19 protein-coding genes and 1 pseudogene are annotated in these 14,995 nt (G+C 44.8%); 13 read left to right on the forward strand and 7 right to left on the reverse strand.

Annotation, left to right across the window (positions count from 1 at the left end):
- Positions 1-338: 338 nt before the first annotated feature.
- The 4 genes and pseudogenes from Q7Q81_RS08265 to Q7Q81_RS08280 all read right to left on the reverse strand — a co-directional run bounded on the left by Q7Q81_RS08265 (position 339) and on the right by Q7Q81_RS08280 (position 1,887).
- On the reverse strand, positions 339-593 hold the full coding sequence (locus tag Q7Q81_RS08265) for a DUF2442 domain-containing protein (protein ID WP_009145633.1): 255 nt from the start codon (positions 591-593) through the stop codon (positions 339-341).
- A 17-nt stretch (positions 594-610) separates the two neighbouring features.
- Entirely contained in the window at positions 611-871 is a 261-nt protein-coding gene (locus Q7Q81_RS08270; protein WP_276764708.1) for a DUF4160 domain-containing protein, read from the reverse strand.
- 475 nt (positions 872-1,346) lie between these two features.
- Positions 1,347-1,526: pseudogene (locus Q7Q81_RS08275) on the reverse strand (transposase); the annotation flags it as partial.
- Between the two features lie 136 nt (positions 1,527-1,662).
- A complete protein-coding gene (locus tag Q7Q81_RS08280; RefSeq protein ID WP_368492151.1) occupies positions 1,663-1,887 on the reverse strand; it encodes a DUF2188 domain-containing protein in 225 nt (74 codons plus the stop codon).
- Between the two features lie 233 nt (positions 1,888-2,120).
- Here Q7Q81_RS08280 and Q7Q81_RS08285 point away from each other — a divergent pair, with 233 nt between their 5' ends.
- Complete coding sequence (locus Q7Q81_RS08285) at positions 2,121-2,741, forward strand: hypothetical protein (protein ID WP_304275205.1); 621 nt, start codon at positions 2,121-2,123, stop codon at positions 2,739-2,741.
- 71 nt (positions 2,742-2,812) lie between these two features.
- Here Q7Q81_RS08285 and Q7Q81_RS11090 read toward each other — a convergent pair whose 3' ends face one another.
- Entirely contained in the window at positions 2,813-3,034 is a 222-nt protein-coding gene (locus tag Q7Q81_RS11090) for a DUF2188 domain-containing protein (RefSeq protein WP_368502121.1), read from the reverse strand.
- A gap of 69 nt (positions 3,035-3,103) precedes the next feature.
- Between Q7Q81_RS11090 and Q7Q81_RS08290 the strand changes: the two genes are divergently transcribed.
- Entirely contained in the window at positions 3,104-3,997 is an 894-nt protein-coding gene (locus Q7Q81_RS08290) for a DUF5677 domain-containing protein (RefSeq protein ID WP_304275207.1), read from the forward strand.
- 453 nt (positions 3,998-4,450) lie between these two features.
- Here the strand turns inward: Q7Q81_RS08290 and Q7Q81_RS08295 are convergent, their stop codons facing one another.
- Together Q7Q81_RS08295 and Q7Q81_RS08300 are read right to left on the reverse strand one after the other, a co-directional pair.
- On the reverse strand, positions 4,451-4,690 hold the full coding sequence (locus tag Q7Q81_RS08295; protein ID WP_304275210.1) for a DUF2442 domain-containing protein: 240 nt from the start codon (positions 4,688-4,690) through the stop codon (positions 4,451-4,453).
- 21 nt (positions 4,691-4,711) lie between these two features.
- Positions 4,712-4,978 carry a DUF4160 domain-containing protein gene (locus Q7Q81_RS08300; RefSeq protein WP_009145638.1) on the reverse strand — a complete coding sequence of 89 codons (267 nt, stop codon included), beginning with the start codon at positions 4,976-4,978 and terminating at the stop codon, positions 4,712-4,714.
- A 738-nt stretch (positions 4,979-5,716) separates the two neighbouring features.
- Here Q7Q81_RS08300 and Q7Q81_RS08305 point away from each other — a divergent pair.
- From Q7Q81_RS08305 to nuoF, 11 genes are all read left to right on the forward strand, one after another.
- Positions 5,717-6,727 (forward strand): homoserine O-succinyltransferase, encoded by a 1,011-nt coding sequence (locus tag Q7Q81_RS08305; RefSeq protein WP_304275214.1) that lies wholly within the window; start codon positions 5,717-5,719, stop codon positions 6,725-6,727.
- Between the two features lie 36 nt (positions 6,728-6,763).
- The gene (locus tag Q7Q81_RS08310; protein WP_304275218.1) at positions 6,764-8,053 is read left to right on the forward strand and encodes an O-acetylhomoserine aminocarboxypropyltransferase/cysteine synthase family protein; all 1,290 of its coding nucleotides are present in this window, start codon (positions 6,764-6,766) and stop codon (positions 8,051-8,053) included.
- A 187-nt stretch (positions 8,054-8,240) separates the two neighbouring features.
- Positions 8,241-8,594: a DRTGG domain-containing protein gene (locus tag Q7Q81_RS08315; protein WP_040565127.1), complete on the forward strand. Its 354-nt coding sequence runs from the start codon at positions 8,241-8,243 to the stop codon at positions 8,592-8,594.
- Between the two features lie 5 nt (positions 8,595-8,599).
- Positions 8,600-9,043, forward strand: coding sequence for an ATP-binding protein (locus tag Q7Q81_RS08320; protein WP_304275222.1), 444 nt, complete (start codon positions 8,600-8,602; stop codon positions 9,041-9,043).
- A gap of 28 nt (positions 9,044-9,071) precedes the next feature.
- Positions 9,072-10,451, forward strand: a complete 1,380-nt coding sequence (locus Q7Q81_RS08325; RefSeq protein WP_304275225.1) for a [Fe-Fe] hydrogenase large subunit C-terminal domain-containing protein — start codon at positions 9,072-9,074, stop codon at positions 10,449-10,451.
- Complete coding sequence (locus tag Q7Q81_RS08330) at positions 10,441-10,794, forward strand: serine kinase (RefSeq protein ID WP_304275227.1); 354 nt, start codon at positions 10,441-10,443, stop codon at positions 10,792-10,794. The genes Q7Q81_RS08325 and Q7Q81_RS08330 overlap by 11 nt, the downstream gene beginning before the upstream one ends.
- Positions 10,795-10,797: 3 nt before the next feature.
- A complete protein-coding gene (locus Q7Q81_RS08335; protein WP_304275231.1) occupies positions 10,798-11,568 on the forward strand; it encodes a PHP domain-containing protein in 771 nt (256 codons plus the stop codon).
- A 114-nt stretch (positions 11,569-11,682) separates the two neighbouring features.
- Complete coding sequence (gene nuoE, locus Q7Q81_RS08340) at positions 11,683-12,192, forward strand: NADH-quinone oxidoreductase subunit NuoE (protein ID WP_293722718.1); 510 nt, start codon at positions 11,683-11,685, stop codon at positions 12,190-12,192.
- 25 nt (positions 12,193-12,217) lie between these two features.
- Complete coding sequence (locus Q7Q81_RS08345) at positions 12,218-12,745, forward strand: ATP-binding protein (RefSeq protein WP_304275235.1); 528 nt, start codon at positions 12,218-12,220, stop codon at positions 12,743-12,745.
- Between the two features lie 4 nt (positions 12,746-12,749).
- The gene (locus Q7Q81_RS08350; RefSeq protein ID WP_293693534.1) at positions 12,750-13,118 is read left to right on the forward strand and encodes a (2Fe-2S) ferredoxin domain-containing protein; all 369 of its coding nucleotides are present in this window, start codon (positions 12,750-12,752) and stop codon (positions 13,116-13,118) included.
- 78 nt (positions 13,119-13,196) lie between these two features.
- Positions 13,197-14,987: an NADH-quinone oxidoreductase subunit NuoF gene (gene nuoF, locus Q7Q81_RS08355; protein WP_304275236.1), complete on the forward strand. Its 1,791-nt coding sequence runs from the start codon at positions 13,197-13,199 to the stop codon at positions 14,985-14,987.
- Positions 14,988-14,995: the final 8 nt, after the last annotated feature.

Consider the following 14,995-nt stretch of genomic DNA (forward strand, 5'->3'; position numbering starts at 1 on the left):
CGAGCACAAAAATTGGACTAGGTCGACCCAACCACAAGTAATGGACTAATGCACAGAAAAAGCGCTTGCCGGATGGCAGGCGCTTTTTTGGTATCTAGAGCCTACAGCTCGTTAGCTAACAGATCCTTGAAGTACTAGTGTTCTTCGGGTGGAGTTTTTAAAATATCCATGGCTTGGTCAATGGAGACATTCAGTGTAGCCATAAGATTTTTGATGCTTTCAGTCTTGCCTTCAGCTCTTCCGTCATTAATTCAAGCTTCATAAATTTGCTTGCTGAAATTATCCATAGTTGCAAGTCCCTCCTTGCTAATCTTACATTAGAAAATTTAAGTAGCAGCTTAAATAACTTGCAAAGGAAGGCTGCACTCGTATAAATATTCCGGTGCAATATCAATTTCATCGCTCCAGGCTACGGAACCACAATCAGCTTTAGCTGTCAGGAAAAAACTGAGATTATTCAATGGCTTGTAGATTGCTTTGGCAAGAAGTGGGCGAGCATCAAAAAGCTTCTTTTCTCCGCTGGCAAAGGTTAAAATCAGCGTATAATCCTTTTGCGGTTGTACGTTGGTAACTACCCATACTGGCGTTTTCATAATCGTGGTCACTCCTTTTAACGCAATGGTTCGATTTTGTATAAGGGTTCTTCGTTAATAGCCAGTTCCCAATTGGCTATAAGCTCATCTTTGTGAATTTCTGTCCAGGCTGCTATAAATTTAATCTGTCTTTTTGGCATATCTCCTTCAATTAGCTCACCATCAAGATTGAAGGTAGCATAATATCCTTGATATGATGCATGGAAATGAGGCGGATTGTGTTCACCGTTGTTGTACATCTTAATAATAATACCATAAAACATTGAAATAGCCGGCATACTGTTTTCTCTCCTTTAATTATAATATTTGCTCCAGCAAAATACAACATAAGGTACTGAACAAAAAAGCAGTACACATAGCATCCGGAAGTTTCGGATACCATAGGTACTGCTAAATTACTACCGACGTAAGCCGATAGGAACTGCTTATTTTGTTGTAAATGTGAAGCTAAGCTAAGTATAAAGAAAAAAAAAACAAAGTCAAGAGAAAATTCTGAAAAATCGCACAAAATGACGATGTTGCGATATGTCCTCGCTATATAAAAAGACTTGAAAGATAGAATGTAGTTTGTTCAACAGAACAGCTGTCACTGAGCATGGTTTTCTTTATAAAATGAATCGTTGCTTCTGAAAAGCCTTTAACGTCTTTGGTAAAAAAGGCTGATTTTCCAAAAGACAGCTAAAATCTTGCGAATTGATGTACATACCATAGAAAGAAGATATTAACGGCATACTGTTTTCCTCCTTTAATTATAATATCTGCTCCAGCAAAATACATTTCGACCAAGGCTTCTTCTACAGAGCATTTATGTCTTTAGTAGCGTTGAATAATGGCAGACTCAAAAGTAAAACCTTTTAATTTAGGCACTTTTAAAGTAACGTCACTAGTTTGAGTAGAGAATGATCTTTCGTAATGTTTTGTACGATAACCTTTTATTGTACATGGTAGATTTGACAATTACTATGCTGTTGGTAAGAGCGTAGAAGACAGGAAATCCATTTCAAATGAAAACGACGCATTTAGTAAAGTTCATTACTAATGCGTCGTATAAAATTATAAGGTCGTGTTGTTATCCTTTCGGAGGATAAGGATCATTACCGTAGGAATTGCGCTCTCTAATTTGACCGTTCTTTCCGTGAACGATTAACTCAGATTTTTGTTTTATAGAAATTGTTCTGGCATAAGCATAAGCTTCAGCCTGAGTATTAGTGTGTTTGGTGGCTTTGCTATTGCCAGCACCTTTTACATTCCAACCACCAGTTTTTTTGAACAAAGTTAACTGTTTTAGTAAAATCGACAGGATATCTTGAAGCAACTGTAGAATAGCGCTACGCAGACCGGACTTGAAGGATAAGTTCTTGGAGTATTTGAATGGGATAGTTGGGAGAGAAGCGAAGAATGCAAGCGTGCGCTTAGCGGTGTTTGTTGTTGGTGGGGGAAATTTTGACGATAATTGTAATTGGGTGCTACAATTAAGAAAACATACGATTGATATAAAAGAGGTTTCTATTAAAGGAGATGCATGTTATGAATGATAAGTACAAGCAGTTGTTAAACATATATGATGAAGATAACCTACGTATCAATATTGACGGAGCTGCGTATTACATCTTATTGTTTGAAGCTTTCAAAGATATGGTTGATAGTTGTGTAAAATTCTTTTATCAAACTGAAGAAATAGTGGATGGCAAATTAATTTGCAGAATCTCTAAAGAGTATAGAATAGATGTATCGTCAAAAAAGTATAAAAAAGCCAATGGCAAATTCAGTAGAGATGAATTCTATTCACAGCTGATTTGGCTGAAAGATAGGGGAGTCATTAAAGAGGGAGATATAAATCGGTTACTTGAGATTAGAAAACGTAGAAATAGCATAGTTCATGAATTACTTAAAGTTTTAGCTGATGTGTTGGATACAAGGGATGCTGAACTATTAGGTGATTTAATGAAGCTATACATGAAAATAGACAATTGGTTTTTCAAAATTGATATGCAAATACTTGGGAAAAGGTTTTCTGATGAATATGATATAGATAATGCACAAAGTTTGACCGCAATGCATCTAATGTCTATTTTTAGAATAGTCTTTAATGGTGAAGGAAAAGGTTTCAAGGAAGCGATGCAAGACATAATAGTAAATAAAATATGAATTTTAGTAAATAAAGAAAGGAGAGCAATGAAATAACCTTTGAGAACACTATAAATGTAAAGTCTACGTCGTTAAACACAGCAAAAACCAGACCTGTTATACCATAAAGGATTATTATCGTAGGAATTACTCTCTCTAATTTGACCATTTTTCTCGTGAACAATTAAATCAGATTTTTGTTTTATAGAAATTGTTCTGGCATAAGCTTCAGCCTGAGTATTAGTGTCTTTAGTGGCTTTTCTATTGCCAGCACTTTTTACATTCCAACCACTAGTTTTTTGAACAAAATAGATAGAAAATTACGTTAGATGGGAGTGTGCTTTTTGTATTACTTATTGGTTTATTAAAGAGGTGAATGTTAAATGTTAGTTCATGAAGGTGCTAATGAAGAAGCAATGTTAAAATTGATTGATACATTCTTCGAGACTTTTATAGATGCAATAAACAACATAGTAAATGATATGAGAAGTCTTGATTTAAAATATGACAATACATATGGATATATAGTTTTATCACTAAGAGGTATTTTGGTTCAATTAGACGGAATGAAAACACTGTTTGCAAAACAAAATTCAGAAGCTTCACAGATATTATTGCGCGGTATTTTTGAAGCATCTTTGCAGTTAATTTATTTTATTGAAGAGCCGAGTCTGCTTAATGAAAATAATGCTATATATCGCTTATGTTATGCTAGGGACTTTGAAAAACAATTACAAAAAATGAAGAAGTATAGTAGGGAAAATCTTTTTAGTGAGCATAAAGAAAAACAAATTTTGTCAATACGAGAAAAACATAAATATCTTTATGAGCAATTGGCAAGAGAATCGAAAAATTTTAAAAAGGGTAAGTCATGGTATAGTGTATCTGGAGAATTACACAGTAAAAGAATAGGTAATGTTAAGGAGCTTAGCGAATATCTTAAATTAATGGATGGTCAATCGTATGTGATGTTTTATGATTTAATATATAGTAGTACATCATCATATACTCATGGACAAAAAATGGCAGATGTTGTATATAATACTGACGAACAATTCAATTTTTTACCAATACATTATCTTGAATCCTCTAGTGTGTATATAATAGGGCTTTGGAAGATAATAGAAGATTTATTATTGAGAATATTACCGTTTCTTTCTAATCATGGTGTGGTTTTGTCAAATTTAGATGGTGATAAATTAAATTGTCAAAAGGCATTGGTTGAAGAAATAAGAAGATGTGATTTCACATTGAGTGAGATGCCATTATTTTATTAAGATTAATATGCTATACACGCATAAGGATAACGTATAATAAGTTGCGCAAATTCAATTAAATATAAAAAAATCAGGACCGCTTTTGCGGTCCTGGTCAAAATCTTTATTTCTTGAATTTTACGCTATATTTAGCTAGTACGTTTTCTGGCATCAGCAAATCGACATTGCTCTTTTTGACTAAATCTACTTTTGGTTAGCTAGAGCCTACTGCTCCTTAGCTAACAGATCCTTGAAGTACTAGTGTTCTTCGGGCGGAGTTTTTAAAATATCCATGGTTTAGTCAATGGAGACATTCAGTGTAGACATAAGATTTTTGATGCTTTCAGCCTTGCCTTCAGCTCTTCTGTCATTAATTCAAGCTTCATAAATTTGCATGCTGAAATTATCCATAGTTGCGAGTCCCTCTTTTAGTGGTACGGCAGATGCCAGTGCTTTTTACTGTATTGGTTGAAACTATATTGGCACGCTATTGTAATAAAGCTCGTCAGGACAAATATCCTGACCTTCAGGCCAGATGACAGTAAATCCGTCTGCCTTTGCTAAAGAAAAATAAGAAAAATTCTTAAGCTGGCTATACCACGAACCTTTGATATAAGGCTTTACGTCGAATATTTTAGTTTCACCATTATCAAAAATAACCTTTAGAGTATAATCCTTTTGTACAGTTACGCTGATAGCGGTTGGTCTAAGCATAATTTTCACCTCTAATAATGGTTAACGTAATGGTTCGATTTTAAAATAGCCGTCACCGGCAGATAACAAAATCCAATTTGCGTTTAACTCATCTTCGTGTAAAGCAGTCCAGGCAGTTAAAAGCTTTAATTGCTTGCTGGGGAAAGAACCTTCTAAAATTTTTCCGGTAAAGTCCATAACTATTTCATGCTCATTGTAGACAGCATGTAAATGTGGTGTGTTATGTTTTCCGCCTTTTTCACTTTGCATACGAATAATAATACCATAAAACATTGAAATAGCCGGCATACTGTTTTCTCTCCTTTAATTATAATATTTGCTCCGCTAAAATACAACATAAGCTGCCAAACAAAAAAGCAGTACACATAGCATCCGAAAGTTCGGATACCATAGGTACTGCTAAATTACTACCGACGTGAGCCGCTAGGCACTGCTTATTTTGTTGTAAATGTTAAGCTAAGCTAAGTATAAAGAAAAGGAAAAACAAAGTCAAGAGAAGATTCTGAAAACAATAACACTGTTATCTGTCGCACCGGTTATGTATTGGATACCGATGTTTTGTCCATATTTCTGTAACCTACTTTACAAAATCTGCGCTATATACTTTTTCTTGCGAGAAAACTGCAACTTTTTATTGACAGTTACAAAGAATTGCTGTATTATCATGCACATAACTTAATAACGGGCGATGAAGAGAAGAGTAAATGTACGAGCCTGGCAAAGAGAGCCTTCGTGATGGTGCAAGAGGGAGCAGGTGGTGACATTGAAGATGGTCTTGGAGCCGATGGGCTGAGATGCTTGCATTTAGGCCGTCCGGGTGCACCCGTTACAGTGCTGGAGTATTAAAGGGTAAACAACCCCTGCGTACTTGATGAGGTCCGTGTGGTGACATATGGATGAATTAGGGTGGTATCACGAAGCAACGCTTTCGTCCCTGTATTTTTACAGGAACGGAAGCTTTTTTATTGCTCATCCTCCTGTAGCAAGTATAATAATTTACCTTAGGAAATGTAGGAGGAACAAACAATGCCGATTAAAATCAATGACCATTTATCCGCTATCTGCCAACTGCAGGAGGAAGGAATTTTTACCATGACAGAGCAGCGTGCGACAACGCAGCGTATTCGTCCGCTGAAGGTGTGCGTGCTGAATCTGATGCCGTTAAAGAAGCCGACTGAAATTCAGCTGCTGCGCCTTTTGGGCAATTCTCCGCTGCAGATAGAGGTCGATTTCTGCCGTACTGTGAGCCGTGAAACTACGCATACCGATAATTCGTATCTTGACCGTGCTTATCTGGAGTTTGACGATGTTAAGGACCGCTATTACGATGCGTTCTTAATGACGGGTGCGCCGGTAGAAACTATTCCCTTTGAGGCTGTAGATTACTGGAAGGAAATCGAAGCCTATCTTGATTGGGCGGAATATCACTGCTATTCTACGATGACGCTTTGCTGGGGCGCGCAGGCTGCCTTGTATCATTATTACGGCGTAAACAAAACAATTTTGCCGGTGAAGATGTTTGGCATCTTCCCCTACGGCCTGACGGTGAAAAATCATCCGCTGCTGCGTGGCTTTGACGACAGATACTTTATTCCGCAGTCACGTCATACCGCGGTTGATGATGATGCGATTGATGCCTGCAAGGCGTTGCAGGTGCTGTCACGTTCAGTAGAAAACGGTATCAACATCTGCGCTACCAAGGATTTGCGCCGCATCTTCGTTTTAGGTCATTTCGAATATGATCGCTATACTTTGGCTAATGAATATTTCCGCGATAAGAAAAAGAATTTGCCGATTGATTTGCCGGAATTCTACTTCCCTGATGGCGATACAACGCAGGAGCCTGTGTTTAAATGGCGCAGCTACGCGCATCTGTTCTATATGAACTGGCTGAACATCGTTTACCAGGATACGCCGTATGATTTGCACGAGCTGGCACCGGCGAGCGGTAACAAGCTGGATAAGGCTATAGGCGAATATAACAAAATTCTTTTGCAGCTGCAGCGCATGGGTGCCGCAATTCCTGCCAACCAATAATGTGAAGATGATAAATTTTTGAAGGAGCGATAGAAAATGAGTGATTTTAAGATCAATACCAAATGTTTAGTAGGCGGTTATAAACCGGGCAACGGTGAACCGCGTCAGATTCCTATTATCCAATCCACTACATTTAAGTACGATACAAGCGAGGCGATGGGCAAGCTGTTCGACCTGGAGGCTACAGGTTATTTTTACTCCCGCCTGCAAAACCCGACCTGTGATTTCGTAGCAGCAAAAATTGCTGAGCTGGAGGGCGGTGCTGCGGCAATGCTCACATCCTCCGGTCAGGCAGCGAACTTCTTTGCCCTGTTCAACATCTGCGAGGCTGGCAGCCATATTGTTGCTTCTTCTTCGATTTACGGCGGCAGCTATAATCTGATTGACGTAACGTTAGCGAAGATGGGCGTAACAGCGACCTTTGTTTCTCCAGATGCTACGGACGAAGAGCTGGACGCTGCCTTTCAGGAGAATACCAAGGCAGTCTTTGGTGAAATTATTGCCAACCCCGCATTGACGGTGCTGGATATTGAAAAATTTGCCAACGCTGCGCATCGTCATGGTGTGCCTTTAATCGTAGACAACACCTTCCCGACACCGATTAACTGCCGCCCGCTGGAATGGGGCGCAGACATTGTAACGCATTCTACTACTAAGTATATGGATGGTCATGCTGCCTGCCTGGGCGGTGCGATTATCGACGGCGGCAAGTTCGACTGGCTGGCGCATGCCGACAAGTTCCCCGGTCTGTGCGCACCGGATGAATCCTATCACGGAATTACCTACGCCGAAAAGTTTGGCAAGGAGGGTGCTTTTATTACCAAGGCTACGGCGCAGCTGATGCGAGATTTCGGCGCTATGCAGTCACCGCAAAGCGCGTTCATCCTGAATCTCGGTCTGGAATCGCTGCATGTGCGTATGCCACGCCATGTAGAAAACGCTCAGGCTGTGGCAGAGTTTTTGGAGCAGCAGCCGCAGGTTGAATATGTCAATTACCCCGGACTGAAGTCCAATAAATATTATGCTCTTGCGCAAAAATATCTGGGCAACGGCGGCTGTGGCGTAGTTTCCTTCAACCTGAAGGGTGGACGAAAGGCAGCGGAAGAATTCATGAAGCGCTTGCAGCTTGCGGCAATCGAAACGCATGTTGCAGACGCGCGCACCTGCTGCCTGAATCCGGCAACTACAACGCATCGCCAGATGACGGATGAGCAGCTGGCAGAGGCCGGTATTCCTGCAGGCTTGGTGCGCCTGTCCTGCGGTCTGGAGGATAAGGAAGATTTGCTGGCAGATTTGCAGCAGGCTTTGGCAGGCATTGCAGAGTAAAGCGTGTTAGCATTAAATAAAGTTTGAAGGCTGGTCCTGTGGGCCGGTCTTCTTTTTTACATAGTTATGCTATACTATTTATTTACATCTTGCGTATTAAAGTGTACAATAAATGTAATCAAGTCTGGCAAAAAACAGATATTTTGCTTAGATAAAGCTGTAATAAATGGAGGAAGGGGCTATGTGTATGGATTTGTATAATGTACAAAAGCTGCTGCAGGCCAAGGTTCTGACCGGCAGCGAGCTGATGCACCGCCAAATTGAATCCTGCTGCGGCAGTGACATGATGAGCGATGTTCTGGCCTTTACCAAACGCAACACCTTGCTGTGCACGGGACTGACTAATATGCAGGTAGTGCGCACTGCCGATATGACGGAGCTGAGCGCGCTGGTATTTGTGCGTGGAAAGGTGCCTGATGCTGATATTGTGGCAGCGGCGGCGGAAAATAATCTGCCGGTTCTGGCTACCGATTATACCTTATTTGAAGCCTGCGGCATTCTTTACGGAGCAGGTATCCGTGGCTGCAGCAAAAAGGAGTAAGCAAAATGACAGACAGTAAATCAGTAAAATTAGCCTTTGACTGCGTTGGCGGAGATTTTGAACGCGCAGGCGAAGCCTCTTCTAAAATAAAAAAGATGCTGCAGCGCTTAGGCATTCCGGCAGATATTGTACGCCGTATTGCCATCGGCACCTATGAGGCGGAAATGAACGTTATCATTCACGCCGGCGGCGGCAATGTAGCGGCCGAGGTGTTCCCGGATGCTACGGTGATTACGGTAACCGACCACGGCCCCGGAATCCCTGATATCAATAAGGCCTTGCAGGAGGGCTGGTCTACTGCGCCTGATTATGTGCGTCAGATGGGCTTTGGCGCCGGCATGGGCCTGCCTAATATGGTAAAGTGCTCCGATAAGTTTGATATTCAGTCCAAGGTGGGTGAAGGCACGAGCATTACGATGCAGTTCAAGCACCAAAGCGAGGATTTGTAAGAGATTTAAGGAAACGAGGTGATACGCAATGGCTCCTCAACCAACAACATATTTCCATTCGGTGGAATTGCAGCGGAATAAATGTCAGGGCTGCGTATCCTGCGTCAAGCTGTGTCCGACAGAGGCCATCCGCGTACGCAACGGCAAGGCGGAGATTTTGGGAGACCGCTGCATTGACTGCGGTGCCTGTGCTGCAGGCTGTCCCTATCATGCCTTTAACGTAAAAACCGACACGCTGGATGGATTGGCAGATTATGCTTATAATATTGTGCTGCCTGCGCCTTCATTGTATGCGCAGTTCCCGGATAATATTCCGCTGGAAAGCATCTGGCAGGGTCTGCATAATATAGGCTTTGATGAAATTTTTGATGTTTCACTGGCTTCGGAGTATATCGCCCTGGAAATAGAAGAATATGTAAAAAAGAACAGCAATGGACGCAAGCCGTTGATTTCATCTACCTGCCCCGCAGTTATGCGTCTGATTCAGGTAAAGTTCCCCGAGCTGATTAAACAGGTGGTGCCTGTGCTGCCGCCGGCAGAAGCTGCCGCGATTTACGTAAAGCGTGAAGCAGCGGCGCGCAAGCAACTGCCGAAGGAGCTGATAGGCGTATGGTTTATCTCGCCCTGTCCTTCCAAGGAAACTAATATCCGCCAGTCAGTAGATGTGCATCATACAGAGCTTACCGGCAGCTTCAGCCTGTCGGAGATTTACGGCCTGCTGCTGAAGAATCTCGGCGGCACGCATGAGCTGAATGTGCGCACCGGTTCTTCCTATGGCATGGCCTGGGGAACCTATGGCGGCGAAATTGAAAGCGCCGGTATTACCAACGGTCTGGCAATTCATGGCATTGATAATGTGTATGACCTGCTGGAGCAGGTTTCTATGAATAAAATGCCGCAGCTTGATTATGTGGAATGCAGTGCCTGCAAAGGTGGCTGTCTTGGCGGCCTTTTGGCAGCAGAAAACAAGTTCGTGGCAGAATGCAATCTGCGCAGGCGTATCGCGAGCCTGCGAGAGCAGGAGCCGGCGGACAGGCGTGAGGCGATGGCGCGCACGATGGTGCTGGAGGATTTCCCGCATTCGGAGGCTTACCGCAAGAAGCTGGTGGCGCGTCCGATGATGCAGCTTGATGATGATATCATGGAAGCGATGAAAAAGTTCGAGCGCATGGAAGAGGTGCTCTGCTCCTTGCCCGGGCTGGACTGCGGTGCCTGCGGTGCACCCAGCTGTCAGGGACTGGCGGAGGATATCGTGCAGGGCAAGGCGCACGAAATAGATTGTATTTTTAAATTGCGTGCCAGTGTACATAAATTGTCACAGGGCATGCTGGAGCTGGCTAAGCAGATACCTATTTATCACGAGCCGGCAGAAATAAATAAAACGGAGGCAGACAACGATGAAGGTTAAAGAAATGATTGAGAAGCTCGATTTGAAGCTTCTGACTAAGGATGTAAGTGAGGACGCTTTATATGCAGAGGTAGAAGGCGGTTATGCTTCCGATTTACTGAGTAATGCTATGGGTCAGGGCCAGCCCGGTATGGTTTGGGTAACGATGCAGGGACATCAGAATGTTGCTGCCGTTGCTTCGCTGATTGGCTTTGCGGCAGTTATCGTAGCAGGCGACGGTCCGGTTGCGGAGGATACGCTGCATAAGGCAAATCTGAATGATGTTGTTGTTGCGGCAACCGAAGCACCTGCCTTTGAGGTTATCGGCAAGCTGTATGAATTGGGTGTTGGCAATAAGGACTAAGCAATGCAGACAGTTCTGGCGGATTTACATGTACATACGCTGCTTTCGCCCTGTGCCGAGGTAGAAATGACACCGCATCACATTGTGATGCGTGCCGCCGAGTATGGCATTGGCGCTGTTGCGATTACCGATCATAACGCCAGTGCCAATGTGTCGGCTGCGCTGGAGGCAGCGCAGCGCTACGGCGTGAAGGTGTTCCCCGGTATGGAAGTGGAAAGCAGTGAAGAGGCACATATTGTGGCGCTGTTTGATACGCTGGAGCAGCTGCAGAGCTGGCAGCTGCTGGTTGATGAGCATATGAACGGTATGCTCAATGATGCAGAGCGTTTCGGTGCTCAGTATGTAGTAGATGCCGAGGACGAGTTTGTGCGTGAGGAGCAGCGTCTGCTGCATGCACCATTGTCGCTGACAGCGGCGCAGGTTGTGCAGCAGGTTGCAGCTTTGGGCGGCCTTACCATTGCCGCTCACATCGACCGTCCTTCCTACAGTATTTTGGGACAGCTCGGTTTTATTGAGCCGGACTTTGGCTTTGCTGCTGCCGAAATATCCGATGCAGGCTGGCGTCGCAAGATGCAGTCGAAGCTGCAGCGTCTGGCAGGCTATCTGCCCTTTGTTACGGACTCCGATGCACATAATATTTATGATTTTGTGCAGGGACCGAAAAACCTGCTGCAGGTGGAGGAATTAACGATAGCAGAGCTGAAATTGGCGCTGGCAGGCAAAGGGATGCGTAAGGTCCTGGCGGGACAATTTTCAGACTTTTGTAAAGAATGACGTAAATAGGGTACACTATATAGCAAAAATAACATAAATAGTATTGTACATTTGCTTGCGGAATGGTATACTGAGTTGGTAAGTTTACAAAAAATCCTTTAGAGGAGGGGTAGTATGAACAATAGTGAAAACCGTCTTGAGCGTAAATGCAGCTGCTGCGGCGGCGAAAATCCGGAAAAGCAGCGTATTGACGCTATTCTGGAAAAATACGCAGATGTTAAGGGACCGCTGATTCCTATTCTGCAGGAAGTGCAGAACCTGTACAACTATTTGCCGAAGGATGTACTAGAGTATATTGCCGATAAAACAGGTACGCCTATTTCCGAAATTTACGGCGTTGTAACCTTTTATTCATTGTTCCATCTTAATCCGCGCGGACGCAATGTTATCCGCGTCTGCCAGGGAACTGCCTGCCATGTGCGTGGCGGCAAAACAATTCTGCAGGCGTTGGAAAAGCAGCTGGGTATTAAGGCCGGACATACGACCGATGACCTGCGCTTTACCTTAGAAACTGTAGCCTGCATCGGTGCCTGCGGCTTGGCACCGGTTATGCAGATTAACGATGATACGCATGGACGCCTGACCACCGACAAGCTGGCAGGTATCTTGGCAAGGTATAAATAAAATGCGGGAGCTGGCATTACACATCTTGGATATAGCCCAAAATTCTGTGGCTGCCGGTGCCCGTCACATCTGGCTTACTATCAGCGAAAATGAGCAAGGGTACTTTGTTTTCAGCGTCCGCGATGATGGCAAGGGTATGGATAGCGAAATGCTGCAGCGGGTGCGTGACCCCTTTGTTACCAGCCGTACTACCAGAAAGGTAGGCATGGGGATTCCCTTTATCGATATGGTTACGCAGCAATGCGGCGGACATTTGGAGCTGCAATCTGCGCCCGGTAAGGGAACCGAGCTGACTGCATATTTTGCGGCAGATAATATTGACCGGCCACCGCTGGGAGATATTGTGAGCAGCGTGCAGGTGCTGTTGGCGGGGGCGCCGCAGCTGGAGCTGGAATTTGCCTATAACGGTGCCAACGGCTCGCTGGTGTTCAGAACGCAGGAAGTCAGAGAAATATTAGGCGAAGCGTGTGACTTTGCCAATCCTGAAGTATATGCCTGGCTGGGTGCTTATTTAAAGGAGCAGCTGGCACAGGTGCAGGGTGAGGAGGTATAAACGAATGAAAAGCTTAGCGGATTTACACGCTTTGAGAGATAAGCTGAAAGCAGATATCAAGCTGCGTCAGAGTTCCGGTACTAAAATTATTGTAGGTATGGGTACCTGCGGCATTGCTGCCGGTGCGCGCGAGGTTATGAGCGCTATCCTGCAGGAGCTGAACAAGCGTCATTTATTCGACGTGCAGGTGCAGCAGACAGGCTGTATCGGCATGTGCGAAAAAGAGGTGCTCGTTGACGTAGTGCGTCCGGGTGAAGCACGCATTACCTATGGCAAGGTAACTCCGGAGGCCGTGCCCAAAATTATCGCAGAGCATGTGGTAAACGGTCATATTGTGGAAGAGCTTGTCGTAGGCAGGCTGGATCAGGAATAAGCCGCAGGCAGGGTACACAGTTGTTGGAGAAGCTGCTGTATCGTAGCTTGTAAACAAAACAGGTGGAGGAAAAATATTATGCAGCATATAAGAGCTCACGTTTTAGTGTGTGGCGGTACGGGCTGTAAGGCTAACGGCTCGAAGGAAATCCAGCTGACTTTTGCCAGAGAGCTGCAAAAGTTCGGCCTGCAGGATGAGGTGATGGTTGTTGAAACAGGCTGCCATGGCTTCTGCGAGCACGGACCGCTGGTTATCGTTTATCCGGAAGGCACCTTCTATTGCAGTGTAAAGCCGGAGGACGTTAAAACCATCGTTGAAGAACATTTATATAAAGGACGCATTGTGCAGCGTTTGCTTTATCGTGAACCCATCAATCAGGAGCAGGTTCCGCGTTATTCGGAAATCGGCTTCTACAAAAAGCAGCATCGCCTGGTATTAGCTAACTGCGGCGCTATCAACCCGGAAGCTATTGAAGAGTACATCGCCGTAGGCGGTTATGAGGCATTGGCTAAGGCTGTTACGCAGATGACTCCGCAGGAGGTTGTGGACGAGGTCAAAAAATCCGGCCTGCGCGGTCGTGGTGGTGGCGGCTTCCCGACCGGTATGAAATGGCAGTTTGCCAAAAACTCCGAGAGCGATAAAAAATATGTTATCTGTAATGCGGACGAGGGTGACCCGGGCGCATTTATGGACCGCAGCGTATTGGAAGGTGACCCGCACCGTGTATTGGAAGGCATGGCTATCTGCGGTTATGCTATGGGTGCGGATGAAGGCTATATCTATGTACGTGCGGAATATCCGCTGGCTATCAAACGCTTGCGTACCGCCATTGCTCAGGCTGAAGAAATGGGTCTGTTAGGCGAGCATATTTTTGAAAGCGATTTCAGCTTTACTATTCATATCAAAGAGGGCGCCGGTGCCTTCGTCTGCGGCGAAGAAACCGCTCTGATGGCTTCTATTGAAGGCAAGCGCGGTATGCCGCGCCCGCGTCCGCCTTTCCCGGCGGTCAGCGGCCTGTGGGGCAAGCCGACGAACATCAACAACGTAGAAACCTTTGCTAACGTGGCGCAGATTATCGTTAACGGCGCAGACTGGTACTGCCAGCTTGGTACCGAAAAATCCAAGGGCACCAAGGTTTTCGCTTTGACCGGCAAAATCAATAATACCGGTCTGGCAGAGGTGCCGATGGGTATTACCATGCGCGAGATTATCTATGATATCGGCGGCGGTATTACCAACGGAAAAAAGTTTAAGGCTGTACAGATCGGCGGTCCTTCCGGCGGCTGCTTGCCTGAAAGCATGCTGGATTTGCCGGTAGATTATGATTCTCTGATTGCTGCCGGCGCTATGATGGGCAGCGGCGGTCTGGTTGTTATGGATGAGGATACCTGCATGGTTGACGTTGCCAAGTTCTTCCTGAACTTTACGCAATCGGAATCCTGCGGCAAATGTACTCCCTGCCGCGAAGGCACGAAGCGTATGCTGGAAATCCTTACCCGTATTACGGAGGGCCAGGGACGCGAGGGCGATATCGAGCTGCTGGAAAACCTGGCCAAGAATATCAAGGAAACAGCTTTGTGCGGTTTGGGACAAACCGCTCCTAACCCTGTTTTGAGCACCTTGAAATATTTCAGAGATGAATATGAGGCGCATATCAAAGAGAAGCGCTGTCCTGCAGGCGTCTGCGAAAAGATGCTGCATTACGAAATCAGCGATGCCTGCCGCGGCTGCGGTCTGTGCGCACGTCAGTGCCCGGTACAGGCTATCAGCGGTTCACCGAAAACAAAACATGTTATTGATCAGAATAAATGCATTAAATGCGGTGCCTGCATGACGGCGTGCCCGTTTAAGGCAATCAGCAAGGCATAAGGAGGGGA

Origin of the sequence: Phascolarctobacterium succinatutens, from assembly GCF_958453765.1 — a bacterium.
GTDB classification, from domain to species: Bacteria; Bacillota; Negativicutes; order Acidaminococcales; family Acidaminococcaceae; genus Phascolarctobacterium_A; species Phascolarctobacterium_A succinatutens_B.